This is a genomic window from Streptomyces canus (assembly GCF_041435015.1).
Lineage (GTDB): Bacteria > Actinomycetota > Actinomycetes > Streptomycetales > Streptomycetaceae > Streptomyces > Streptomyces canus_G.
Genome location: NZ_CP107989.1, coordinates 2,965,954 through 2,991,441, shown reverse-complemented (window position 1 = coordinate 2,991,441; position 25,488 = coordinate 2,965,954). Strand labels below are relative to the sequence as shown.

The 25,488-nt window shown below is 69.4% G+C and carries 19 protein-coding genes and 1 pseudogene; 15 read left to right on the top strand and 5 right to left on the bottom strand.

Annotated elements, in window-relative coordinates; all coding sequences use genetic code 11:
* Nucleotides 1–404: 404 nt before the first annotated feature.
* From OG841_RS13260 to OG841_RS13250, 3 genes are all read left to right on the top strand, one after another.
* Nucleotides 405–2,378 carry an IucA/IucC family protein gene (locus tag OG841_RS13260; RefSeq protein ID WP_328641290.1) on the top strand — a complete coding sequence of 658 codons (1,974 nt, stop codon included), beginning with the start codon at nt 405–407 and terminating at the stop codon, nt 2,376–2,378.
* Nucleotides 2,379–2,407: 29 nt separating this feature from the next.
* The gene (locus tag OG841_RS13255; RefSeq protein WP_328641291.1) at nt 2,408–3,274 is read left to right on the top strand and encodes a GNAT family N-acetyltransferase; all 867 of its coding nucleotides are present in this window, start codon (nt 2,408–2,410) and stop codon (nt 3,272–3,274) included.
* Between the two features lie 368 nt (nt 3,275–3,642).
* Nucleotides 3,643–5,661: an ATP-dependent DNA helicase gene (locus OG841_RS13250; RefSeq protein WP_328641292.1), complete on the top strand. Its 2,019-nt coding sequence runs from the start codon at nt 3,643–3,645 to the stop codon at nt 5,659–5,661.
* Between the two features lie 142 nt (nt 5,662–5,803).
* Here the strand turns inward: OG841_RS13250 and lexA are convergent, their stop codons facing one another.
* Nucleotides 5,804–6,583: a transcriptional repressor LexA gene (lexA, locus tag OG841_RS13245; protein WP_057613273.1), complete on the bottom strand. Its 780-nt coding sequence runs from the start codon at nt 6,581–6,583 to the stop codon at nt 5,804–5,806.
* A gap of 560 nt (nt 6,584–7,143) precedes the next feature.
* On the opposite strand from lexA, the gene nrdR reads away from it, so the two are divergent.
* The 3 genes from nrdR (at nt 7,144) to OG841_RS13230 (ending at nt 11,628) form a co-directional block, all read left to right on the top strand.
* Nucleotides 7,144–7,719 (top strand): transcriptional regulator NrdR, encoded by a 576-nt coding sequence (gene nrdR, locus OG841_RS13240; protein WP_280862202.1) that lies wholly within the window; start codon nt 7,144–7,146, stop codon nt 7,717–7,719.
* Between the two features lie 162 nt (nt 7,720–7,881).
* Nucleotides 7,882–10,782: a vitamin B12-dependent ribonucleotide reductase gene (locus tag OG841_RS13235; protein WP_328641293.1), complete on the top strand. Its 2,901-nt coding sequence runs from the start codon at nt 7,882–7,884 to the stop codon at nt 10,780–10,782.
* 138 nt (nt 10,783–10,920) lie between these two features.
* Nucleotides 10,921–11,628: a DUF6215 domain-containing protein gene (locus tag OG841_RS13230; RefSeq protein WP_328641294.1), complete on the top strand. Its 708-nt coding sequence runs from the start codon at nt 10,921–10,923 to the stop codon at nt 11,626–11,628.
* Nucleotides 11,629–11,632: 4 nt separating this feature from the next.
* Here the strand turns inward: OG841_RS13230 and OG841_RS13225 are convergent, their stop codons facing one another.
* Entirely contained in the window at nt 11,633–12,157 is a 525-nt protein-coding gene (locus OG841_RS13225; protein ID WP_328641295.1) for a TerD family protein, read from the bottom strand.
* 148 nt (nt 12,158–12,305) lie between these two features.
* Here OG841_RS13225 and OG841_RS13220 point away from each other — a divergent pair, with 148 nt between their 5' ends.
* The 3 genes from OG841_RS13220 (at nt 12,306) to OG841_RS13210 (ending at nt 14,608) form a co-directional block, all read left to right on the top strand.
* On the top strand, nt 12,306–12,911 hold the full coding sequence (locus tag OG841_RS13220; protein WP_328641296.1) for a YdbC family protein: 606 nt from the start codon (nt 12,306–12,308) through the stop codon (nt 12,909–12,911).
* Between the two features lie 119 nt (nt 12,912–13,030).
* Nucleotides 13,031–13,690 (top strand): histidine phosphatase family protein, encoded by a 660-nt coding sequence (locus OG841_RS13215; protein WP_328641297.1) that lies wholly within the window; start codon nt 13,031–13,033, stop codon nt 13,688–13,690.
* A 12-nt stretch (nt 13,691–13,702) separates the two neighbouring features.
* The gene (locus OG841_RS13210) at nt 13,703–14,608 is read left to right on the top strand and encodes an ADP-ribosylglycohydrolase family protein (RefSeq protein ID WP_328641298.1); all 906 of its coding nucleotides are present in this window, start codon (nt 13,703–13,705) and stop codon (nt 14,606–14,608) included.
* Between the two features lie 281 nt (nt 14,609–14,889).
* On the opposite strand, the gene OG841_RS13205 is transcribed toward OG841_RS13210, so the two are convergent.
* Entirely contained in the window at nt 14,890–16,437 is a 1,548-nt protein-coding gene (locus OG841_RS13205; RefSeq protein WP_371570684.1) for an MFS transporter, read from the bottom strand.
* A 187-nt stretch (nt 16,438–16,624) separates the two neighbouring features.
* On the opposite strand from OG841_RS13205, the gene OG841_RS13200 reads away from it, so the two are divergent.
* The 3 genes from OG841_RS13200 to OG841_RS13190 all read left to right on the top strand — a co-directional run bounded on the left by OG841_RS13200 (nt 16,625) and on the right by OG841_RS13190 (nt 18,759).
* On the top strand, nt 16,625–17,248 hold the full coding sequence (locus OG841_RS13200; protein ID WP_328641299.1) for a TetR/AcrR family transcriptional regulator: 624 nt from the start codon (nt 16,625–16,627) through the stop codon (nt 17,246–17,248).
* 81 nt (nt 17,249–17,329) lie between these two features.
* Nucleotides 17,330–18,031: a ribonuclease HII gene (locus tag OG841_RS13195; RefSeq protein WP_328641300.1), complete on the top strand. Its 702-nt coding sequence runs from the start codon at nt 17,330–17,332 to the stop codon at nt 18,029–18,031.
* Nucleotides 18,032–18,099: 68 nt separating this feature from the next.
* Nucleotides 18,100–18,759, top strand: coding sequence for a hypothetical protein (locus OG841_RS13190; protein ID WP_328641301.1), 660 nt, complete (start codon nt 18,100–18,102; stop codon nt 18,757–18,759).
* Between the two features lie 229 nt (nt 18,760–18,988).
* On the opposite strand, the gene OG841_RS13185 is transcribed toward OG841_RS13190, so the two are convergent.
* Nucleotides 18,989–19,621, bottom strand: a complete 633-nt coding sequence (locus tag OG841_RS13185; protein ID WP_306975458.1) for a hypothetical protein — start codon at nt 19,619–19,621, stop codon at nt 18,989–18,991.
* A gap of 273 nt (nt 19,622–19,894) precedes the next feature.
* A complete protein-coding gene (locus tag OG841_RS13180) occupies nt 19,895–22,066 on the bottom strand; it encodes a RecQ family ATP-dependent DNA helicase (protein WP_328641302.1) in 2,172 nt (723 codons plus the stop codon).
* A gap of 140 nt (nt 22,067–22,206) precedes the next feature.
* On the opposite strand from OG841_RS13180, the gene OG841_RS13175 reads away from it, so the two are divergent.
* The 3 genes and pseudogenes from OG841_RS13175 to OG841_RS13165 all read left to right on the top strand — a co-directional run bounded on the left by OG841_RS13175 (nt 22,207) and on the right by OG841_RS13165 (nt 25,482).
* Nucleotides 22,207–23,910 (top strand): DUF4192 domain-containing protein, encoded by a 1,704-nt coding sequence (locus tag OG841_RS13175; RefSeq protein WP_371565347.1) that lies wholly within the window; start codon nt 22,207–22,209, stop codon nt 23,908–23,910.
* 56 nt (nt 23,911–23,966) lie between these two features.
* Nucleotides 23,967–24,592 (top strand): annotated as a pseudogene (locus OG841_RS13170) (glycogen debranching N-terminal domain-containing protein); the annotation flags it as partial.
* A gap of 131 nt (nt 24,593–24,723) precedes the next feature.
* The gene (locus OG841_RS13165; protein WP_030326766.1) at nt 24,724–25,482 is read left to right on the top strand and encodes an NUDIX hydrolase; all 759 of its coding nucleotides are present in this window, start codon (nt 24,724–24,726) and stop codon (nt 25,480–25,482) included.
* Nucleotides 25,483–25,488: the final 6 nt, after the last annotated feature.

The window sequence follows — 25,488 nt, the reverse complement described above, 5'->3', positions numbered from 1 at the left end:
CCGGGAACTGAGGCCGCAACCACGCCCTCGACCGGGGCGTCAGCTCCCCCTGAAGCCGGTTTGACAGCCGCACACGGAGCCGGGCCCGGGACTGGGTTCGGGGCTGGGACTGGGGCCGGGGCCGGCACTGGAGTGGGAATCGGGGCTCGACCCAGAGCAGGATTCCGGTCCGGGCCCATAGCTGCCGCCACCTCGCGCGCCACAGGCCGAGCCGCGAGCCGCTTACCGACGCCTCCGAACAGTCGCCGTCAGCACGCTGATTGCTCACCGAATCCCTCCCGAACACCACTCATCTCCACGCGGTTCAACCGCTCATCTGCCCGATATCCCCGATCAACCGGTCGCCCTTGCACCACGAGACCGCAGCCCCTCCCAGGCAGAACCACCCCTGAGGAACACCGAACTTGAACACCACCCCCACCCCCCAGGACCGCACCCCCACGTACCCGCTCAACCATTCCGAGGCATCCCCCTCTCCGCAGCGCCGCTCCCGCCCCGACCGCACCCCGTCCCAGGGCGGCCCTCCCGAACGGGAACGCCTGCGCGGCGCCACCAGCGACCCGCTGAATCACCCAGACCCGCACGCCGCGGCCGAAGCCGCCACCGTGGAGAATCTGTTGCGCTGCTGGGCCCGCGAGACGGACCTGCCCGCCCCCACCGACGGCACCCTCCGCATTCCTCTCCCCGCCAGCGGCACCTCCCTCCTCGTCCCCGTCCAGTACTGGTCGCCGACGGGATGGCACCGCTTCGGCCTGCCCCATCTCGCCGACGCCCCCGGCCAGGCCCCGCCGGCCGATGCGGTCACCGTCGCGGCGCTGCTCACCCGGGAGTCACTGACGGCAGAATCCCCCGCGTCTGCAGCCTGTGCCGAAGTCGTGGCCCGTGTAGCCGACTCCGTCCGCCGTACCGCCACCTTCGTCCGCGAGCGGCGCATGCACCCCGACGACGGCCCCGACTGCTTCCTCGCCGCCGAACAGGCACTCGTCCTCGGCCACCCTTTGCACCCGGCCCCGAAGAGCCGCGAGGGTCTCTCCGAATCCGAAGCAGCCTCGTACTCACCTGAGCTGCGCGGCTCCTTTCTCCTGCACTGGCTCGCTGTCGACCCCTCTCTCCTCGCCACCGACTCGGCCTGGACCGAACGCGGCCGTCCCATCACCGCCGCCCAGCTCACCCAACGCCTGGCCGGCCCCGACCTTCCGCTGCCCGACGGCCGCACGGCCCTGCCCCTGCACCCCTGGCAACTCCGCGAGGTCCGGCACCGCGCCGGGACCGCCCCGCTGTTCGATGCCGGACTGCTCCAGGACCTGGGCGCGCACGGCTCCCCCTGGCATCCCACCTCCTCCGTACGCACCGTCCATCGCTCCGGCGCCCCCGCCATGCTCAAGCTCTCGCTGGGCCTGCGCATCACCAACTCCCGCCGCGAAAACCTCCGCAAGGAACTCCACCGGGGTGTCGAGGTGCACCGGCTCCTGCGCAGTGGCCTGTCCAAGCAGTGGCAGGCGGTCCACCCGGCCTTCGACATCGTCCGTGACCCCGCCTGGCTCGCCGTCGACGGGCCCGACGGCAGTCACGTCCCCGGAATCGACGTGATGATCCGGCACAACCCGTTCAGCCCCTCTCACGACGTCTCCTGCATCGCCGGACTCGTCTCTCCCCGCCCCGATCCCCACGCCTGGGCCGCTGCCACCGACGACCGCCCGCGCAGTGACAGCCCGGACCGAGACCGTCCGGAGACGGACCGGCCGGTCTGGCGGTCCCGTCTGGCCGAGGTCGTCACGCGTCTCGCCACCCGCACCGGCCGCCCTCGAGGAGCCGTCGCCGCCGAGTGGTTCCTGCGCTACCTGGAACATGTCGTCCGCCCGGTGCTGTGGCTCGACGGAGAGGCGGGCATCGCTCTGGAGGCGCATCAGCAGAACACCTTGGTCCTGTTGGACGCCGACGGTTGGCCCGCCGGCGGCCGGTACCGGGACAACCAGGGCTACTACTTCCGCGAGTCCCGACGGACGGAGCTCGACGCCCGCCTGCCCGGCATCGGTGCACACAGCGACACCTTCGTCTCCGATGAGGTCACCGACGAGCGCTTCGCCTACTACCTCGCGATCAACAACGTCCTCGGCCTCATCGGTGCGTTCGGCTCCCAGCGTCTGGCCGACGAACGGCTGCTGCTCGCCGCCTTCCGCCGCTTCCTCGACGACGTGGCCTGCGGACCCACCCGACTGCGCACCACGCTCCCCAGCCGCCTGCTCGACTCACCCGTCCTGCGCTGCAAGGCCAATCTGCTGACCCGCGTGCACGGTCTGGACGAACTCGTCGGCCCGGTCGACACCCAGTCCGTCTACGTCACCATCGCCAACCCCCTTCACTCCTGGGGAACATGACCCACCCCACCTCCTGAGAGGAGCGCCCTGTGTCTCCCACCGACGCGAGTGCCGATGCCGTTTCCGCCGCCTCGACCGACGTCGGCACCGGCGTCTGTCCCGACGAGAGCGAGGACAATGCTGCCCGGGGCATCGGCCGGGGCACCGACAACGAGGACACGCTGGACCTGCGCCTGCCCGACGAACTCCTCGCGCTCTTCCAGGAGGGACGGTCAGGCGCAGATGCAGCCACGGCCGATGCTGCAGCCGGGCACGGGCACGGGCACGAGCAACGGAGCTGGAGCGACAGGGCCGCCCCGCACGCCTCACGCACCACGGGCGGCGACGACCTGCTCGACGGGGTCGCCGACTGGGGGCCGATCGCGACCCCGGCAGGCGTGTTCCAACTCGTGCCCGTACGCGTCGAGCGGGACCTTGCCCTCATCTGCCGCTGGATGAACGACCCCGCCGTCACCGCGTTCTGGGAGCTGGCCGGGCCCCAGAACGTGACGGAGGGCCACCTGCGGCCCCAGCTGGCCGGTGACGGGCGCAGCTATCCCTGCCTCGGGGTGCTGGAGGGCACTCCGATGAGCTACTGGGAGATCTACCGGGCAGACCTGGATTCGCTGGCTCGCCACTATCCGATCAGGCCGCACGACACCGGTATCCATCTCCTCATCGGCGCCGTCTCCGATCGAGGGCGCGGTCTCGGCAGCACTCTTCTCAGAGCCGTCGCCGATCTCGTACTCGACAGGCGACCCGCCTGTGCTCGTGTCATCGCGGAACCCGACCTTCGCAACATCCCGTCCGTCACCGCCTTTCTGAGCGCAGGCTTCCGTTTCTCCGCTGAGGTCGACCTGCCCGCCAAGCGGGCGGCCCTCATGATCCGAGACCGATCCCTGCGCGATCTGCTGTAGCAACGCGTCATCGTGCAATCACTTTTGGTACACCGCTCGCACCGAACCGGTTCCCACCCGCCGCGAGACTTTTTCGACGACCCGGGAACGCAGCAACGGACATACGACCCCGGGTGCACCACGTCGGCACACGACCTCGGACCCACGGGTTCCGACGTACCTGTCCCGCCCACTGCGCCTCGGTCAATTTCAGCCGGTCGCCCGACCGAAGTCGCCTCCGCCCGGATCAGACGCGGTCCTGGTCGAAATGAGTCGAGCAGATCCGATCTCGCCCTCCACCTCTCCGAGGAGTTCACGGTCTTGATCCCGTCCCTCGTCCCCGCCTTGATCACCCCTTTGTCAGTGCCGGGCCGTAGGGTGGTCGCGCTATGACGAAGCCCTCACTCCCCGAACTCCTGCATGCTGCCGTCACTGCCGTCGGCGGTACGGAGCGCCCCGGCCAGGTGACCATGGCCGAATCCGTCGCGGACGCGATCGACGACGGCTCCCACCTGCTGGTGCAGGCCGGCACCGGTACCGGAAAGTCGCTCGGCTACCTCGTGCCCGCGCTCGCGCACGGGGAGCGGGTCGTCGTCGCGACGGCCACCCTCGCCCTGCAGAGACAGCTCGTCGAGCGCGACCTGCCGCGCACGGTCGAGGCGCTGCACCCGCTGCTGCGCCGGCGCCCGGAGTTCGCGATGCTCAAGGGCCGGTCGAACTATCTGTGCCTGCACCGCCTCCACGAGGGCGTCCCGCAGGACGAGGAGGAGGGGCTCTTCGACCAGTTCGAGGCCGCGGCGCCCACCAGCAAGCTGGGCCAGGACCTGCTGCGGCTGCGGGACTGGTCGCAGGACACCGAGACCGGTGACCGCGACGACCTCACGCCGGGTGTCTCCGACCGCGCCTGGGCGCAGATCTCCGTGTCCTCCCGTGAGTGCCTGGGAGCGACGAAGTGCGCCTACGGCGCCGAGTGCTTCGCCGAGATGGCCCGCGAGCGCGCCAAGCTCGCCGAGGTCGTCGTCACCAACCACGCACTGCTCGCGATCGACGCCATCGAAGGCGCCCCCGTGCTTCCTCAGCACGAAGTGCTGATCGTCGACGAGGCGCACGAGCTGGTTTCCCGGGTCACCGGTGTCGCCACCGGCGAGCTCACCCCCGGCCAGGTCAACCGCGCGGTGCGCCGCGCCGCGAAGCTTGTCAACGAGAAGGCGGCGGATCAGCTCCAGACCGCGGCGGAGGGCTTCGAGCGGCTGATGGAGCTTGCCCTGCCCGGCAGGCTGGAGGAGATCCCGGAGGACCTCGGGTACGCGCTCATGGCCCTGCGCGACGCCGCCCGTACGGTCATCTCCGCGATCGGAGCGACCCGCGACAAGTCGGTCCAGGACGAAGACGCGGTTCGCAAACAGGCGCTGGCCTCCGTGGAGGCGGTGCACGACGTGGCGGAGCGGATCACGAACGGCTCGGAGTGGGACGTCGTCTGGTACGAGCGCCACGACCGCTTCGGAGCCTCCTTGCGCGTGGCCCCCATGTCGGTGTCCGGCTTGCTGCGGGAGAAGCTGTTCGCGGACCGTTCCGTGGTCCTGACCTCGGCGACCCTGAAGCTGGGTGGCGACTTCAACGGTGTGGGAGCGTCCCTGGGGCTCGCCCCGGAAGGAACCGAGGGCGAAGACCTGCCGAAGTGGAAGGGCCTCGACGTCGGTTCGCCCTTCGACTACCCCAGGCAGGGCATCCTCTATGTCGCCAAGCACCTCTCACGACCCGCGCGTGACGGTGACCGAGTGGACATGCTCGACGAATTGACCGAGCTCATCCAGGCGGCAGGCGGTCGCACCCTGGGACTGTTCTCCTCCATGAGGGCTGCCCAACTGGCCGCCGAGGAGCTGCGCTCCCGCATCCCGGAGTTCCCGATCCTCCTCCAGGGCGAGGAGACCCTCGGCGAGCTGATCAAAAACTTCGCGGCAGACCCGCAGACCTGCCTTTTCGGCACGCTGTCGCTCTGGCAGGGCGTCGACGTGCCCGGCCCCAGCTGCCAGCTTGTCGTCATGGACAAGATCCCGTTCCCCCGACCCGACGACCCTCTGATGAGCGCCCGCCAGAAGGCGGTGGAGGACGCGGGGGGCAACGGCTTCATGGCCGTCGCCGCCACGCATGCCGCGCTGCTCATGGCCCAGGGGGCCGGCCGCCTCGTCCGGGCCTCGGGGGACCGTGGTGTGGTCGCGGTACTGGATCAGCGGCTGGCGACGGCGCGGTACGGCAGCTACCTCAAGGCGTCACTGCCCGACTTCTGGTACACCACGGACCGTAACCAGGTGCGGAAGTCGCTGACGGCGATCGATGCAGCAGCGAGGGCGACGGAAGCGGCGGAACTCGTGGCAGAGGCCGAGAAGGCGCAGGCGGAAGTCGGATGATCGCGGGTTGGCCTGACCCGGCACCGGGTCAGGCCAACCCGCGATGTAGAGCGACCCGTCACCGGGGCCGGACAGCGCAGGGCCCCGGAACCGGCGCAGGGGTTCCGGGGCCCGGTCGGATCGGCGAGGCCTGCCGCGGTACTCAGACGCGCCGCAGTACTGCCACTACCTTGCCGAGGATGGTCGCGTCGTCGCCGGGGATCGGCTCGTACGCGGAGTTGTGGGGGAGGAGCCAGACGTGGCCGTCCTCGCGCTTGAAGCGCTTGACGGTGGCCTCGCCTTCCAGCATCGCGGCCACGATGTCGCCGTTCTCGGCGACCGGCTGGCGGCGGACGGTGACCCAGTCGCCGTCGCAGATCGCGGCCTCGATCATCGAGTCACCGACGACCTTCAGCACAAACAGCTCACCGTCGCCGACGAGTTGGCGGGGGAGGGGGAACACGTCCTCGACCGACTCCTCGGCGAGGATCGGGCCACCGGCGGCGATCCGGCCGACGAGCGGGACGTACGACGCGGCGGGCTTGCCCGCGGTGTCCGTGGGCTGCACCGAGGCGCCCTGGTCGGAGCCGCGCACCTCGTACGCGCGCGGGCGGTGCGGGTCGCGGCGCAGGAAGCCCTTGCGCTCCAGTGCCATCAACTGATGTGCGACGGATGAGGTGCTGGACAGCCCGACCGCCTGGCCGATCTCCCGCATGGACGGCGGGTAGCCGCGCCGCTGGACGGAGTCCCTGATGACCTCGATCACCCGGCGCTGCCGGTCGGTGAGCCCCGAGCTGTCCGCCCGGATGCCTGGAGGTCGGCCCGGGAGGGACCGCTTGTGTCCCTCGGGATTCACGGCTTCGTTCATCGCATGCACCGGCTCGAGTCGGCCCTGGGAACGGTCCTGGGCAGTGATGGTGGCACTGTCTGCGGTCGTGGTCACGTCGGCCCCTCTCGATGGTCTCCCTGCTGGACAACGGTAGTTGCTTTCGAAAGGTTGCGCCAAACACACGTTCGAGTGAAAAATCGCGAATCACCTGACGCGATGATGTGTCTGGGTGTATGGCTAACGCGCCGCCTGCCGAACAAAAGGGCCCATTGCTGTACTCTTCACCGCCGGATGGCGACCTCGCGGGTTGTTGCCCCAGTCTGCCATCCAGTGCCCAGTCGGCCGGGTACCGGCTCCCATCTCTGCGGGAATCCCACGTCCCCTCCTTGTGGCGCCCACGGTATCTCCGCATGCGCCGCAGCGATACGGCTGTGCGTCGTGTTCGCCGGGGCCGGGGCAGTCGTATGGCACATGCCCATACAGGCGCGACATGCGTGTACGGCGTGTATGCCGTGCCAATCCCTACATGTAGTGCTTGGATTGCTACAGCAGCCCAGAAGTTGTGGTCCCCCGGGTCTCCACGACCGCTGCGATCGCCTATGCTGGGGGCTGCTTCGAGGGGCCCATGGGGCTCAGCGAGGCTATTGAGTCTGCTGTGAGGAGGGTTGGGAATCATGCACTGCCCCTTCTGCAGGCACCCCGACAGCCGCGTCGTCGACAGTCGTACGACCGACGACGGCACGTCGATCCGCAGGCGCCGCCAGTGTCCGGACTGCTCCCGTCGTTTCACGACCGTGGAGACGTGCTCGCTGATGGTGGTCAAGCGGTCCGGAGTCACCGAGCCTTTCAGTCGTACCAAGGTCATCAATGGTGTGCGCAAGGCATGCCAGGGGCGGCCTGTCACCGAGGACGCACTCGCCCAGCTCGGCCAACGGGTCGAGGAGGCGGTGCGGGCCACCGGCAGCGCCGAGCTGACCACCCACGACGTGGGGCTGGCCATACTCGGCCCGTTGCAAGAGCTCGATCTCGTCGCGTATCTGCGATTCGCCTCCGTCTACCGGGCGTTCGACTCGCTCGAGGACTTCGATGCGGCCATCGCGGAACTGAGGGAGACGGGACCCCCCGCCGCGGACGACGAGGACCGCGGAGGGGCTGTGGACGGCGAAGAGGCCGTCGCGGGGAGCCAGGAAGACGATCGCGGGCCCGGAGGGACTGCTCAACTCCCCGAGCCCGCCCGCGCCGCCGACTGATCGGCGGGCCGGACCGGGCCAGGACCCCGGGTCGGCCGGACGGCGGCGACCGAAGACCTGTTGCGGGCGGTAGCGAGTGGGCGCCCGCAATACCAGACAGAACACCGTGCCACGGGAACATCGGGGCACTTCAGGGCGTTTTCGCCCGTACAGGGAGGCGGCATGACAGAGACGGCGAGCGGTCCGGCACGGAGTTCCCGCGCCAAGGGCACCAAGGCGGCAGCGAACAAGGGCCTGCGTATCGAGCGCATCCACACCACCCCCGGCGTGCACCCGTACGACGAGGTGGCCTGGGAGCGCCGTGACGTCGTCATGACCAACTGGCGCGACGGCTCGGTCAACTTCGAGCAGCGTGGCGTCGAGTTCCCCGACTTCTGGTCGGTGAACGCGGTCAACATCGTCACCAGCAAGTACTTCCGCGGTGCCGTCGGCACCCCCCAGCGCGAGGTGAGCCTCAAGCAGCTCATCGACCGCATCGTGAAGACGTACCGGAAGGCCGGCGAGGACTACAAGTACTTCGCCTCGCCCGCCGACGCGGAGATCTTCGAGCACGAGCTGGCGTACGCCCTCCTGCACCAGATCTTCAGCTTCAACAGCCCGGTGTGGTTCAACGTCGGTACGCCCCAGCCGCAGCAGGTCTCGGCCTGCTTCATCCTGGCCGTCGACGACTCCATGGAGTCGATCCTCGACTGGTACAAGGAAGAGGGCATGATCTTCAAGGGCGGCTCCGGTGCCGGCCTGAACCTCTCCCGTATCCGCTCCTCCAAGGAGCTGCTGTCCTCGGGCGGCAACGCCTCCGGTCCGGTCTCCTTCATGCGTGGCGCCGACGCCTCCGCAGGAACGATCAAGTCGGGTGGCGCCACGCGCCGCGCCGCCAAGATGGTCATCCTCGACGTCGACCACCCCGACATCGAGGGCTTCATCGAGACCAAGGTGAAGGAAGAGGAGAAGATCCGCGCCCTGCGTGACGCGGGCTTCGACATGGACCTGGGCGGCGACGACATCACGTCCGTCCAGTACCAGAACGCCAACAACTCGGTCCGCGTGAACGACACGTTCATGAAGGCCGTCGAGACGGGCGGCAAGTTCGGCCTGACGTCCCGTATGACCGGTGAGGTCATCGAGGAGGTCGACGCCAAGTCGCTCTTCCGCAAGATGGCCGAGGCGGCCTGGGCCTGTGCCGATCCCGGCATCCAGTACGACGACACCATCAACGCCTGGCACACCTGCCCGGAGTCCGGCCGTATCAACGGCTCGAACCCCTGCAGCGAGTACATGCACCTGGACAACACGTCCTGCAACCTCGCCTCGCTGAACCTGATGAAGTTCTTGAAGGACGACGGCAAGGGCCACCAGTCCTTCGATGTCGAGCGCTTCGCGAAGGTCGTCGAGCTCGTCATCACCGCGATGGACATCTCCATCTGCTTCGCGGACTTCCCGACGCAGAAGATCGGTGAGAACACGCGCGCGTTCCGCCAGCTCGGCATCGGCTACGCCAACCTCGGCGCCCTGCTGATGGCTACCGGCCACGCGTACGACTCCGACGGCGGCCGCGCTCTCGCCGGGTCCATCACCTCCCTGATGACCGGCACGTCATACAAGCGTTCCGCCGAACTCGCCGCGGTCGTCGGCCCGTACGACGGCTACGCCCGCAACGCGCAGCCGCACCTGCGTGTCATGAAGCAGCACTCCGACGAGAACGGCAAGGCCGTCCGCATGGACGACCTGGACTCGCCGATCTGGGCCGCGGCCACGGAGGCCTGGCAGGACGTGCTGCGTCTCGGTGAGAAGAACGGTTTCCGTAACTCCCAGGCGTCCGTCATCGCCCCGACCGGCACCATCGGTCTCGCGATGTCCTGCGACACCACCGGCCTTGAGCCCGACCTTGCCCTGGTCAAGTTCAAGAAGCTCGTCGGCGGCGGCTCGATGCAGATCGTCAACGGCACCGTCCCGCAGGCCCTGCGTCGCATGGGCTACCAGGAGGAGCAGATCGAGGCGATCGTCGCCCACATCGCCGAGAACGGCAATGTGATCGACGCCCCCGGCCTCAAGCACGAGCACTACGAGGTCTTCGACTGCGCCATGGGCGAGCGCTCCATCTCCGCGATGGGCCACGTCCGCATGATGGCCGCGATCCAGCCCTGGATCTCCGGCGCGCTCTCCAAGACGGTCAACCTGCCGGAGACGGCGACCGTCGAGGACGTCGAAGAGGTCTACTTCGAGGCCTGGAAGATGGGCGTCAAGGCGCTCGCCATCTACCGCGACAACTGCAAGGTCGGCCAGCCCCTCTCCGCCAAGACCAAGGAGAAGGAGAAGGCCGAGGTCACGGAGAAGGCCGAGGAGACCATCCGCGCGGCGGTCGAGAAGGTTGTCGAGTACCGTCCGGTCCGCAAGCGTCTGCCCAAGGGCCGTCCCGGCATCACGACCTCCTTCACGGTCGGTGGCGCCGAGGGGTACATGACCGCCAACTCCTACCCGGACGACGGTCTCGGCGAGGTCTTTCTGAAGATGTCCAAGCAGGGTTCCACCCTCGCGGGCATGATGGACGCCTTCTCCATCGCCGTCTCGGTGGGCCTCCAGTACGGCGTGCCGCTGGAGACCTACGTCTCGAAGTTCACCAACATGCGCTTCGAGCCGGCCGGCATGACGGACGACCCGGACGTGCGGATGGCGCAGTCGATCGTCGACTACATCTTCCGCCGCCTGGCGCTCGACTTCCTGCCCTTCGAGACGCGTTCCGCGCTCGGCATCCACTCCGCCGAGGAGCGTCAGCGCCACCTCGAGACCGGCTCCTACGAGCCGACCGAGGAAGAGGTCGACGTCGAGGGCCTGGCCCAGTCGGCGCCGCGCGCCCAGGAGCTGAAGGCGGTCGTCACGCCGAAGGCCGAGGTGGAGGCGGCCAAGCCCGCTCCGCAGCAGGCCCACACCAGCGCCGAGCTGGTGGAGATGCAGCTGGGCATCCAGGCCGACGCCCCGCTGTGCTTCTCCTGCGGTACGAAGATGCAGCGGGCCGGTTCCTGCTACATCTGCGAGGGCTGCGGCTCGACCAGCGGCTGCAGCTGATGTAAGTCGGCCCGGGGCGGTGCAGTCGGACATCGACTGCACCGCCTTTGGCTTTTCCGTTTCTCCACGAGACGATCACACGTTAGGCTCCCCCAGCGCACGACCGGCGCGAACAGCAGGGTGGGGGATACGGGGAACATGGCTGAGCAGCAGATTGCCGATGCCGCAGAGAGAGTGAGGCAGCCCGAGAAGGGCCCGAGTGAGTGGGGCCAGGCTGTCGCTGCACTGGTGGTGGTCGGGGGCCTTGCGGCTCTCCTGTTGTCAGGGACCTTTCAGCAAAAGTCCAGCGATCCCGAACCGGCCGTGTGCGACACGTCTGATGACGCCCGGCCGTCGAAGCCGGTATCCGGGGTGCAGTTGTGCACGGCGCTGAACCGTGCGGACCTGCCCACACTGCTCGGCACGCCGACCGAGTACGCGATGAACGCCAGCGGCAACGAGAGCGTGGGCACCTGGGCCGACGGAACCAAGACCGTCACACCCGAGGCGGAGATCCAGCTGTCCACCTACTCCGTGAAACTCTCGACGTCCGACGACGACATCCCGGTGGCCGAGATGGCCGGCTTCCTGGGGAGTTCGGCGCAGCACAGGACGATAGGCGGCCACCCGGCGGTCCTCTACTCGGACCGGACCATCGCCCTCAACTTCAACCTCGGTGGCGGCAAGGTCGACACCGGTCCCGGCGGCATCGCCCGCAGCCTGCTGGTCGCCAAGGACACCAAGGACGGCGGTGGCTTCTACGAGGTCTCCATATGGCGTCAGGACGACGTCGTGCCCGATGACCTCGCGTTGTTCCGCGTCGCCGAGACGGTGCTGCCGACGGTCCCGGACTGGACCGTCGGCTGACCCGTCACGCCCGGCCCATGCTCCGGGTGAACGTCGCGGGGTCGTCCTCGAAGCCGTTGATCCCGGGGTGGAAGTCCCAGGTGCCGGATTCCTGACGTACGAACTCCGCGACCTTCGCGGCCGTAGCGCCGAGGACGCCGCCGAAGTCGTCCTCGGCCAGGACCGTGTAGCCCTCACGGATGCGCAGACCCGGGTTGATCACGCCGACGAAGGTGCGCGGTGCGGAACGCTGCTGTATGACGGTGCCGACGACCACGCGCGTGTACCGGGCGTCCAGCCGGTCGAGTTCGAGGGTCATGACCTCGTCCCAGCCGAAGCCCTTGCCGTCCTTGCTGTCCCGGTTGAGATAGATGGTGCCGTCGGGGGAACGGCTGTCGAAGTGCACCACATAGGCGGGATCGCCGTACGGATCGCCCGCCACGTAGGTCGCGGCGACGATGTCCAGGTCGGTGGCCGGCTGCCCCGCCGGACTCGGATCCCACTTGAGCGCGACCTCGACCTTGCGGATCCCCTTGTTGATGCCGCTCACCGGATTTCCCCTTCCCCCTGTGCCCACGGCCCGAACTGCCAGTCAGGTAAGACCGGTTGTCCATCCTGCCACGCGCGTGTGTCACTTGAGCGTCACCTCTGCCGCCGAGCGTGACCGGCGCCACGCTCTGTGGCCTTACCATGGCGCGGTGCTGGTCAAGTGGATTCGCTGCACCGTGGTGGACCGCCGCGGCTTCGAGCGGGGGCAGCGAAAGTGGGCGGGGCTTCTCGGAGAGCCGGGGTTTCGGGGACAGGGCGGAGGCTGGAGCCGGGGGCGGCAGGGCGTGGCGCACATCTTCTCCTTCTGGGAGAGCCGTTCCTTCTACGACTCCTTCATGGCCCGTTCCCATGACCGGCTCGCGGCGGCCCAGTCAGGCACGTTCAAGGACATCCAGGTCAAGCTGTTCGACTACCGCTTCGACGTGAAGACGGGCTTCGAACCCCGCTTCACCGACGCCGACCTGGTGCGGTTCGCCCACTGCCGCGTCCACGAGGAGCGTGCGGAGCACTTCACGCTCATGCAGGAAAAGGTCTGGAACCCGGCGATGGCCGGCTCGCCGGGCATGATCCGTGGTCTGTTCGGGGAGGCCCCAGGACACGAGTTCCTGGTGCTCTCGATGTGGCGGTCGGCCGCCGAGCACGGCAAGTACCGCACCGAACGAGTGGAACGGCTCGCGCTGCGCGCACAGACCGACGCCGACGTCGCCGCCCTGACAGGCGATATCCTGGACCTTGAACCGGCCTGGACGGTTTGAAATCCGGACTTACCATTCGTGCGCCTCTGCGCGGCCGATGGTGCGGGAAATGTGTGACCTACGCCGTATGGAGCCCGTACGAGTGCTCGATACGCCCTCACCCGATCTAGGGTCTTGGCATGGCACGACCACGGCGAATCGTCCTTGTCCGGCACGGGGAGTCAACGGGCAATGTTGATGACACCGTGTATGAACGCGAGCCCGACCACGCCCTGGCCCTGACGGAACGGGGCTGGCGGCAGGCGGAGGAGACCGGTAAACGGTTGCGAGAGGAGCTGGGCCGCGAACGCGTCAGTGTGTACGTCTCTCCCTACCGCCGTACGCACGAGACACTCCGCGCTTTCCACCTGGACCCCGAACTCATACGCGTCCGCGAGGAACCCCGACTGCGGGAGCAGGACTGGGGAAACTGGCAGGACCGCGACGACGTACGTCTCCAGAAGGCGTACCGGGACGCCTACGGGCACTTCTTCTACCGGTTCGCCCAGGGTGAGTCCGGGGCCGACGTGTACGACCGCGTGGGTGGCTTCCTGGAGAGCCTGTTCCGCAGCTTCGAGGCGCCCGACCACCCTCCGAACGTCCTGATCGTGACGCACGGCCTCGCCATGCGACTGTTCTGCATGCGCTGGTTCCACTGGACGGTCGCGGAATTCGAGTCACTGTCGAACCCGGGGAACGCGGAGATGCGGATGCTCGTTCTCGGGGACGACGACAAGTACGCCCTTGACCGGCCCTTCGGGCGCTGGCGAGAGCCGGAACCGTACGGGATCACCGATTAGAGTGGCAGACCGATGACCGCTGACTCCACAACCGACGGGCGCCTGAGTCGCGCTCTGGCCAGTCTGCGTGGCCTGGCCGTGGGGGACGCGCTGGGCTCGCAGTTCTTCGTGCCGGTGAACTACCCCCTGCTGAAGAACCGCGAGCTGCCGCCTGGTCACTGGCAGTGGACGGACGACACCGAGATGGCCTGCTCGGTGGTGGCCGTCCTGGCCGCCCACCACCGCGTCGACCAGGACGCCCTGGCCCAGTCCTTCGCCGAACACCACGATTTCGATCGGGGCTACGGCCCCGCCGTCAACCGTCTGCTGCGGCTGGTCCGCGAGGGCGGCGACTGGCGTGAGCTCGCCGCGGCCCTCTTCAACGGGCAGGGTTCCTGGGGCAACGGCGCCGCGATGCGCATCCCGCCCCTCGGAGCCTTCTACGCGGACGACCCGGAGCAGGCGACCCACCAGGCCGAGATCTCGGCGTATCCCACGCATCAGCACCGTGAGGCCGTGGTCGGCGCCATGGCCGTCGCCGCGGCCGCCGCGCTGGCTGCCGCCCCCGGTGGTCCGCCCAGCCCAGGGCCGTTTCTCGACGGCGTCATCGCTCTCGTCCCGAAGAGTGCCGTCGGCGCGGGGCTGAGACGGGCACGCGACATGCTCGACTACGGCGACGCCTCGACCGTCGCGGCCGTGCTGGGCTGCGGGCGCCGGACGACGGCCCATGACACCGTGCCGTTCGCGCTCTGGTCAGCCGCCCGGTCCCTGGGCGACTACGAGGAGGCGTTCTGGACAACCGCCCAGGTGGGCGGTGACGTGGACACGACCTGCGCCATCGTGGGAGGTGTGATCGCCGGGGGGAAGGCAGGGACGCCGCCCGCCGAGTGGGTGCAACGGACCGAGACGTTTCCGGAGTGGCTGCGGGTGCCGGGCTGAAAGCCCCACGCCTGGCCCCCGGCTACATCGCCGAGAACTCTCCGTACATGCCGGGAACTCTGTGTAACCGGCCGCTCGTTGTCGTGACAGTTGTCCTGTGACGGATGGGCCGGTGCAGGCAGATGACGCGTGCGAGGCACGGGGGTGTGGCCATGGGGTGGTGGGCGGTGTTCGCCTTGCTGGGGACGGTACTTCTCGTGCGGATGGCCGGACTCTCGTCCTCGCCGTCGCTCCCCCGGAGCCGTCCCGGCCATCCGCCGCTCATCGTGAGCCCGGCTCCCTCAGCCGAGGCCCGGACCCGCCGTACCGGCGAGCGCCTCCAGGTCACTCTTGCGGACCTTGATCACCAACCAGGCGCTGGCCAGGGCGAGTGCGGCCATCGAGGCGGCCGCCACGAAGCCCGACGAGATGCCCTGGGCGAGTACCTCGTGTCCCCACGGGGCGGGCAGCTGGTGCGTCTTGGCGAACTCCGCCTTCTGCTCCGCCGAACCGTCGGCCATGAAATGCGGCAGCTGCTTCTCGGCCTCGTCCTTGCTGGCCGACCCGAACACGGTCGTCAGGATGGACAGACCGAGCGAACCGCCCACCTGCTGCGTGGCGTTGAGCAGCCCGGAGGCCGCGCCGGCCTCATGCTGGGCGACGCCGGAGACCGCGGTGATCGTCAGCGTCACGAAGTTCAGGCCCATACCGAAGCCGAAGATCAGCATGGGGCCGAGAACTCCACCGACGTAAGAGCTGTCGGAGCTGATGAGTGCCTGCCAGGCGAGCCCGGTCACCGCGAGTGCCGACCCCGTGAGCATGAACGGCTTGGGGCCGAGCACCGGCAGGAACCGCTGCGACAGGCCTGCCCCCAGTGCGATCACGACCGTCACGGGCAGGAAGGCGAGACCGGCCTGGATCGGGCTGTAGTCCAGCACGTTCTGGACGAAGAGCACGATGTAGAAGAACATGCCGAACATCGCGGCAGCGAGACTCAGCATGATCACGTACGTGCCCGAGCGATTTCGGTCGGCGAACATCCGCAGAGGGGTGATCGGCTCCTTGGCGCGCGACTCGATGAACGCGAAGGCGAGCAGGAGCACCACGGCGATGCCGAAGGACCCGATGGTCAGGCTGTCGCGCCAGCCCTCGTCGGCGGCGCGGATGAAACCGTAGACGAGCAGGGCCATGCCCCCTGTGGAGGTCAGGGCGCCCGCGATGTCGAAGCGGCCGCTGTGGCGCTCGGACTCGCTGATGTACAGCGGGGTGAGTACCGCGATCAGCACGCCGATCGGCACGTTGACGAAGAGCACCCATCGCCAGTCGAGCCACTCGGTGAGCATGCCTCCCGCCAGCAGGCCTATGGCACCACCGCCCGCGGAGACGGCGGCGAAGACGCCGAAGGCCCGGTTGCGCTCGGGCCCTTCGGGGAACGTGGTGGTGATCAGCGCCAGGGAGGTGGGCGACGCGATCGCGCCGCCCACGCCCTGCAGGACGCGGGCGGCCAACAGCTGCCAGGGCTCCTGGGCGAGTCCGCCGAGCAGCGACGCGAAGGTGAACAGCAGGATGCCGGTCATGAAGACCCGGCGGCGCCCGAGAATGTCACCCGCGCGGCCGCCCAGAAGGAGCAGGCCGCCGAAGGTGAGTGTGTAGGCGCTGACGACCCATGTGAGGTCGGTGGTGCTGAACTTGAGAGCGTCTTGAATGTGCGGCAGCGCGATGTTCACAATCGTCGCGTCGAGTACCACCATGAGTTGGCAGGCCGCGATGACGGCGAGCGCGATGCCGGGTCGCCCTTCCCGGCGGGCCGCACCTGGTTTCTGATCCTTGATCAACTGAGAGGTTGTCACCATGGGTCCCCCACAAGCGCTTTAGTGAACGGTCGCGTTCACTGTCGCGTCAACGGTAGTGAGTCCCCAGTAGTGAACGCAAGCGTTCACTTAAGTTTGTTGGCGCGTGGCGTGTCCCCCTGTGTCGCCGCGCGTTGTCCCGTCCCTCCCCGAATTCCCCGCTTCCCTGCTCGCTGGAGTCACTCAGATGGTTACCTCGCGCTGGACGGCCGCCCCCGCTCAGGCGGCCTCCCTCCGTCGGCGCGGCGCCGTGCTGGAGCGTGCGATCCTCGACGCCGCGCTGGAACAGCTCAGCACGGTCGGCTGGAACGGCCTCACGATGGAAGGTGTCGCCGCCGGAGCCCAGACCGGCAAGGCCGCGGTTTATCGCCGCTGGCCCTCCAAGGAGGACCTGGTCGCCGACGCCCTTCGGGCCGGACTGCCGCGTTTCGAGGAGGCGCCCGACCTTGGTGGTGTGCGTGAGGACTTGCTCGAACTGTGCCGTCAGGCGCGCGAAGCGATGTTCTCGCGGCCGGGTTTCGCGCTGCGCTCAGTCATTCACGAATGCGACCAGGCTCAGGCTGAACGCTTCCGTGCCGTGATCTTCAACGGGGTCGTTGAGCCGAGTGTCAGGCTGCTTCGCGAGATCATCACCCGCGGAATAGAGCGGGGTGAGGTGCGTCCTGACGCGGCGAACGACTATGTCTTCGATGCCATCCCCGCCATGATGATGTACCGCTCCAAGATGCGCGGTAGCGAATGGGGCGATCGGGATGTCGAAGAGATGATCGACCAGTTCCTGCTGCCGCTGCTGCGGTCGACCGGACTGTGAGCGCTGATCGTGGACGTCCGGACGCCGTCCGGGGAAACCGGGTGTCGCCGGGTGATCCGGGCGGCGTAGGCTAAGGGCGCCATGCCGTACGAACCACCTACTCACACCGTCGAGCGCTCCCTCCGCGCCACGACCGGAGCGAAGATCATTGCTGGTGTCGACGAGGTGGGGCGGGGTGCCTGGGCCGGCCCCGTCACCGTCTGCGCGGCCGTCACCGGACTGCGCCGACCGCCCCAAGGCCTCACCGACTCCAAGCTGCTCAGCGTCAAACGCCGTACCGAACTCGCAGAGGTACTGCGGACGTGGGTGACGTCGTACGCCCTGGGACACGCGAGTCACGAAGAGATCGACGACCTGGGGATGACGGCCGCCCTGCGGATCGCCGCCGTGCGCGCCCTGGAGGCACTCCCGGTCCGGCCGGACGCGGTGATCCTCGACGGGAAGCACAACTATCTCGGAGCGCCCTGGAATGTCCGGACCGTGATCAAGGGCGACCAATCCTGTGTGGCGGTCGCGGCGGCCTCGGTGATCGCCAAGGTTCAGCGCGACAAAATGATGGCCGAACTGGGTATCGACCATGCAGACTTCGGTTTCGCGGCCAACGCCGGGTATCCGTCGCCCGTGCACAAGGCCGCGCTGGAGGTTCGGGGCCCCACCCCGTTTCACCGGTTGTCGTGGGCGTATCTTGATGCGCTGCCACAGTGGCGGCACCTCAAGAAGGCCCGCAGCTGGGCGGATGGAAGCGTTCCGGAAATCGAGGGCCAGCTCGGCTTCGACTTCTGACGATTCCGCTCGCACTGATGTGCCACCCGCTGACGCGAGCCGCACCAACGTTTGATAAAAATCAGCCCATGCCTCTCATTCCCGAGGAGCCTCAGATTCACGAGAGTGCCCAGGGTCCCCGCGCCACTCCGGCCAGTGGCCGCACCGCGCCGACCCCTCGTCCCGTACCCGGTCCACGCCCCGCGGCTCCGCCGCGCCCCGGTCGCCCCGGCCCGCTGCGGCCCGCGCCGCCGGTGCAGCGGACGCCGCACGACGTCGCCGTGGCCAAGCCCGGAGTGCCGGGCCCCGCTGTCCCTGCCACCGCCGCCGCGACTCTGGCCCCGGCTTCAGCTTCGGCCGCCCCGCAGATCCAGCTCATCCCGTCCTCGGCCACCGGTGCGCTCGACGCCGCCGAGGAAGCCGTGGACCTCCTGCTGGAGTCGGGCCGCGCCCCCGGTGAAGTGCTGGTGATCACCACTGGCGAACACCATCCGTGGGCCGCCCACGAGCTGTCCTTCGGTGAAGCCTCCTACTGGGCGCAGCACGACGCCGGTGACGACGTGTTCTACGCGGACGCCACGGCGGTCTCGCGTGCCGCGTCCCGTCCGGTGGTCGTGGTCGCCGTCAACGGCGGTTCCGCCGCCGCTGCCGCCGAGGCACTGCCTCTGGCGCACGCCCGGGCCGGCGCGCTGCTGATCGTCTGCGGCGACCCGCAGCAGATCAACTCGGTACTGGGCGCCGGCGTCTGAGCCGGTTCCGGTACGTCCGGAGGGACGTCGGGGTGATGAAAGGTGCCGCATGCGCGGCACCTGCACAGTGAGTCCTTCGGCATGCACGCGTCCGAGCGGGTGTCCCCTCGCGAAAGGCGCCATGCCGGTGCCAGGAACGCGTGCGCCCGGTGCGCCATGACGTCGTGGGCCGTACGTCCGGGACGTACGGCCGAAGAACGGCGACCGGGCCGGTCTCGCCGCTCAGCCCTCAGCGAGCCGCCACGCGGCGCAGGACCTCCGAGGCGGCGCCGCCGGTGCGTGGCAGCAGGGGTGGTGACTCGGACGTGGCGAACGGCTCCGGCGCGGAGTCCGCGTTCGGCCGGCGTCCGCCGCGTCCCTCGCCGAGCACCTGCCAACCGTCGCGCGTCAGCGTGATGTACGCCCCGCAGCGCAGCCCGTGCAAAGTGCAGGCGTCACGCAGACCCCACATCCACGCGCCGTCCTCCTCGGTCCAACGCGCGTCGCCCTCACGGCAGTAGAGCAGCACTGCGGTGCGCACAGGGGTGCGGCGCCGCAGGTCGTGCGGGATCACCCGGCGCAGCTGGGCAAGCAGCGTGTTCCGGAACATCCAGCCGTCGGCCGGTGCCGGACGGCGCGTGAACGAGGCGCTCGCCCGCAGTCGTTCGTCCGGGTCGAGGACCGCCACGATCGCGGTCGCCGGTTTGGGACGGTGCCGGGAGTGCAGCCCGCTGACGACCTCGCGCGGATTGCGCAGCAGCGGGATGCCGGCCTCGGCCCACTCGGCGGGTTCGAGCAGACGGGCCAGAGGGTTGGCGGATGCGGCGGACAGGTCGGTTGACGACGTGGACGCCGCGGAGGACGGAGCGAATCCGAAGGTCACGGTCCTCCCTTCGGCTACGCGCCCATACGGCGGGCGGGGTCGGATTCGGGGGAGCGCGCACCGCAGCAGAGCCCTACCGGTCAACGGACGGGCCGTGCGGGGAGCGGACCTCAATTCTTCCTGTCGAACTTGGTTGCGGCAACGAGCAATTGGGTCCACCGACACGAATCTGACGGTTCGTGGCTTATATCCCTACCCAGTGTTTGACCGGCGATGCCAGGGGACCTCCGAGCCCGGCCGTTCGAGACCCGTGCTGTCGCCTCCGGTGTCTGCTCAGCCACGGACGGCCAGCACCAGAGGCAACACCCCCTGGGCGCCTGACCGCAACAGCAGCCGGGCGGCGACCGCGAGGGTCCAGCCGGTCTCGGTCATGTCGTCGACGAGCAGGACGGGGCCCCCGGCTGCCTGCAGCGCCTCTCGCAGGGGCGGAGGCACGGTGATCGATCCGTGCAGGGCCCGCAGGCGCTGGGCGCTGTTGGAGCGGGGCAGCAGGAGGTCGTCGGAGTGGTCCGTGTACGCGAGGGATCCCAGGAACGGGATGCGGCCGACGGCGGAGATTCGGCTCCCGAGGGATGTGACCAACTGGGGCCGGCTGCGCGAGGGAATGGTGACCACCCCGACAGGGCGGGCCGGCGCGTCCGGGGCGCCGGACGCCCAACCGTCGGGCGACTTGGCCCAGTCGGCCAGCACGGTCACGACGGCGTTCGCTACGTCGTCGGGGGCGGGAGCGTCCGGAGTCCGGGGTGCGAGCAGCGGGCGGAGACGGTTGCCCCAGCCGATGTCCGACATCCGCCCGAGCGCCCGGCCCGGCGAGGCCTGTTCGCCGGGCGGAATGCGGCCCTTGAGGTCGACGCCGATGGCCGGGAGGCCTGTGGGCCACATTCGGCGGGGCTCCACGACGACACCGGCGCGGGCGAGTGAGCCGCCCGCCGTGTCCAGGGCGGCCGAGGAGATGTCGGCGGTGAAGCGGGGTCCGGCGCAGTTGTCGCAGCGGCCGCAGGAGGCGGCCTCCTCGTCGTCCAGCTGCCGCCTCAGGAACTCCATACGACAGCCCGTGGTGGTGGCGTAGTCGCGCATGGCCTGCTGCTCGGTGGCGCGCTGCTTGGCGACCCAGGCGTAGCGCTCCGCGTCGTACGACCAGGGCGCTCCGGTGGCGATCCAGCCGCCCTTGACCCGGTGGACCGCACCGTCCACGTCCAGCACCTTGAGCATGATCTCCAAGCGGGTGCGGTTGAGCTCCACCAGCGGTTCGAGCGCGGGCAGTGACAGCGGCCGGTCCGCTCGGTCGAGGGCGTCGAGGGTGCGCCGTACGGATTCTTCGGGTGGGAACGCGACCGAGGCGAAGTACGACCAGATCGCCTCGTCCTCGCGGCCGGGCAGCAGCAGCACCTCGGCGTGCTCCACGCCGCGTCCGGCGCGGCCGACTTGCTGGTAGTAGGCGATGGGGGAGGACGGCGAACCGACGTGGACGACGAAGCCGAGGTCGGGTTTGTCGAACCCCATGCCGAGCGCGGAGGTGGCCACCAGCGCCTTGACCTTGTTCGCGAGGAGGGCTTCTTCGGCCTGCTGGCGTTCGGCGTTCTCCGTCTTTCCCGTGTATGAGGCGACGGTGTGCCCGCACTGCCGCAGGAAGGCGGTGATCTCCTCAGCGGCGGCGACCGTCAGTGTGTAGATGATCCCGGAACCCGGCAGGTCGTCCAGGTGATCGGCGAGCCAGGCCAGCCGGTGGGCGGCGTCGGGGAGCTGGAGCACGCCGAGGCTGAGGCTCTCACGGTCGAGCGGGCCGCGCAGGACCAGTGCGTCCGAGCCGGTGCCGGTGCCCAACTGCTCCGCCACGTCGGCGGTGACCCGGGCGTTGGCCGTGGCGGTGGTGGCCAGCACAGGCACCCCGGGAGGCAGATCGGTGAGCATGGTGCGCAGACGGCGGTAGTCGGGGCGGAAGTCATGGCCCCAGTCGGAGATGCAGTGCGCCTCGTCGACGACGAGGAGGCCGGTGGCGGCAGACAGTTCCGGCAGGACGTTGTCGCGGAAGTCCGGGTTGTTGAGCCGCTCGGGGCTCACGAGCAGCACGTCCACGGTGCCCGCGGCGACCTCGGCTCGGATGGTCTCCCACTCCTCGGGGTTGGAGGAGTTGATGGTCCGGGCGTGGATGCCGGCTCGGGCGGCGGCCTCGACCTGGTTGCGCATGAGCGCGAGCAGCGGAGAGACGATCACGGTCGGCCCGGCACCGCGCTCGCGCAGCAGGGCCGTCGCCACGAAATACACCGCGGACTTGCCCCACCCCGTGCGCTGCACGACCAGGGCCCGTCGCTTGTCGGCGACCAGCGCCTCGATCGCCCGCCACTGGTCTTCGCGCAGGCGGGCCGATCCGGTGCCGTCCCCGACGAGCCGGACGAGGATCCCGTCGGCAGCCTCGCGCAACTCCGTCTTGCTCGTGTGCGTCATGCCTCCATACAACAGGACGCCTCCGACAGCGGGGCCTCGCGGCGGCCGGGCTGTGGACGCTGGGATGGTCTTGTCGTGGCCCTGATCGGACTTATCCACAGGGTCAAACGGAACGTCGCGATCCGCGAGATCGTCTGCGCATGACGAATCACAGCGAAACGACCGGACCCGCCGCAAACGGCAACAACGGCGGACGGGACGGCGACGGACGCAACAACGACGGCTCGGGGATCAACGACCGCGTCGGATTCGACGCCCATGGCGCCGAACACCAGGTCACCCTGAGGACCCCGGGCGAACTGGCCGACGCGCTGCCCTACCTGCTCGGGTACCGGCCCGAGGACAGCATCGTTCTGGTCGCCCTGCACGACCGGGGCGGCCGCGGCCGGTTCGGCGGGCGAGCCCGCCTCGGCATTCCCGCCAGCAAGGACGACTGGGCCGCTGTGGCCCGGCAGTTGGCCCATGGACTGATCACCGGCAGCGAACGCCGGGGCGCCCGCCCCGAGCAGATGGTCGCCTACCTCTGCCAGGAACCCGCGGCCGGTGAGACCGGCAGGCAGATCACGGAGCGGCTCGCCCCGCTCGCCGCGCTGCTGCGCATGGAGTGCGGCCGGCTCGACGTTCCTGTGATCGAGGCGTTGTGCATCTCTGACGGCCGCTACTGGTCGTACTGTTGCCCGAGCGAGGAATGCTGCCCCGTTGAGGGACTTCCGATGGGTCTGCCCGGCACCTCGGTGCTCGCCGCGGCGGCCACGTACGCCGGACTACAGGTGCGCGGCACACTGCGCGAGTTGCGGGCCAGGCTGCAGCCCTGGGAGACCGCGGCCGCGCTGGAACAGGAAGTCGCCCTGGACACCGCAGGTATGGCCCTGGTCCCGAGGATGCTCGACCAGACGGGCCGGGCGGAGGTGGCCGAGGAGACGGTGCGCCTGGCCAGGCGGACGATGGCACGCTTCGCCGAGGCAGCGCCCGTGTCGGGCGCGCTCCAGGCCGACCTGCGAGACGACGAACTGCTGGGGCACGAAGAAGCGGCGGAACTCATCCTCGGCCTGCAGGACCGCACGACCCGGGACCGCGCGGCCGAGTGGATGGAGGCCGAGGAGGCCGGACCGGCACTGCGCCTGTGGCGCGCATTGGCCCGCCGCTGCGTCGGACCCTACGGCGAGCATGCGGCGGCGCCGCTCACCCTCGCCGGATGGGTCGCGTGGGCCGCGGGCGACGAGATCGAGGCCAGGGAAGCACTGGCCATGGCCCTGGGTGCGGATCCCGGCTACCTCTTCGCCCGGCTCCTGCACCAAGCCTGCAACGAGGGACTGGACCCGGAATCCATTCGCCGCTGCCTGCGCGCGGAACGCGAGGGGCGCGAGGCACGCGCGCGGGCGGAGATCGTTCCGCCCACAGAAGTGGACGATGTGGAGACGACCGACGGCCTGATGCGGCCGAACACGCCCGTTCCTGGTCAGGTGGCAACCCAGCCCGGTTCCGACGGGGGCATGGCCGGCAAGCCTGTGCCCGGCAAGCGCGACGACATGCCGTCCGCATCCCCGTCCCGCGCCGAAGATGCGCTGCCGCCGTGTCCGTCCGGTTCCGACCGCTCTCTGCCGGCGCCACCGCCCGCCACCGCCTCCCGCCGACGTAAGCGTGTGCGTCCCGGCACTCGCCCCGAGGCCCGTCCGTATGCCGCGGAAGCGGACGGGCGACAGCCCTTCGTGGAGGAATCCCGCCCGTGCTCTCGACCGGCCCGCAGTACGCGTCCCGGTGCCGTCCGCCGCACCACGGGCAAGGGCGACGTACGCCGACCCGAGGGCACACGGCCCGGGGGTGCCACCGAGGAGGAGGGATGAGCGACCACTGGAAGTGTGTCGCACGCGGGTGGTCTCGCTTGCGTCGCAGGGTGGCGGTTCCGGAGCTCGGTGCCGCAGCCGTCCGTCTCCTGGACACCGGCCTGCTGGGCGGGGGTGAACAGGCACCCGGCCTGCTCGACAGGGCACAGACCGAGCAGCTAGCCCGGTTGCTCGGAAGCCCGGTCATGGACTCGGGCTGGGGGCTGCGCGGACTGGGTGTGAAAGAGGCGGGATACAACCCGTTCGGCCATCGCACCGGTGCGGTACGCGTCCACAAGACGGCGATCGCCGTCGCAGGCCTGGCCGCCGCCGGGTACGAAAGGGAGGCCGGCTCGCGCCTGCGAGGTTTGCTGGCGGCGGCTGAGACCTTCGGCCACCGGCTTCCCGAGATGTACGCGGTGAGCAGCGCACCGACGGGAACGCTCCCCTTCCCCACCCGGCGGCCTGCCGTCCGGCGGCCACGTCAGCGGCCGCGGGAGTCCTGCTGCTGAGCGCCCTCGCGGGAATCCGTCCCGACGCCCCGGCGGGGACGGTCACACTGCGCCCCATGCGCAGTGCGCCTCTCGGTGAGATCGGTCTGACCGGACTGAGGGTCGCGGGAGCCCCGTTCTCGGTACGGGTCAGCCGACTCGGGCTCGCCATGGTCGAAGAGGCCGCCGGGGGGCTGCAACTGAGGTCGTGACCTCGGACGACACTCCCTCCGGAAAGGGCCGGGAGCAGGGCACCGGACCTGCTCGGAGCCGGAGTGGATCAGCTACTGATGCGGCCGACGAAAGGAGTGTTTATCGTCAGGCAGACGACTATGATCGCCGCATGCCCTACGACCCGTCAGCCTTTCCGCCCTTCGCCGTCACCGTGGACCTGGTCGTACTGACCGTGCGCCGACACGCCCTGTGTGCGCTCGCGGTGCGCAGGGGTGAGCCGCCGTTCCAGGGGCGCTGGGCACTTCCCGGCGGTTTCGTACGGGCCGACGAGGACCTGGCGCAGGCCGCGGCCCGTGAGCTGGCCGAGGAGACCGGGCTGCGCGCCCATGACCCGGCCGTCCCCGTCCAGGACAACGGAGCACACCTGGAACAGCTCGCGACCTACGGCGACCCCAAGCGCGATCCCCGAATGCGCGTGGTGAGCGTCGCACACCTCGCCCTCGCCCCCGACCTGCCCGCCCCACGGGCAGGCGGTGACGCCAGCAACGCGCGGTGGGCGCCCGTCGAGGAGCTGTTGCAGCAGGGCGGTTACGGACGAGACGGGGAACCGGTCGCGCCGCTCGCCTTCGACCATGCGCAGATCCTGTCGGACGGAGTGGAGCGCGCCCGCTCGAAGATCGAGTACTCGTCGCTGGCCACCGCGTTCTGCCCGCCCGAATTCACCGTGGGCGAGCTGCGGCGCGTCTACGAGGCGGTGTGGGGCGTGGCTCTGGACCCGCGCAACTTCCACCGCAAGGTGACGGGCACCCCGGGCTTCCTGGTCCCCACCGGCGGCACCACCACGCGACAGGGCGGCCGCCCTGCCCAGCTCTTCCGGGCCGGCGGTGCCACACTTCTCAACCCGCCGATGCTGCGCCCCGAAGTGTGACAGCAT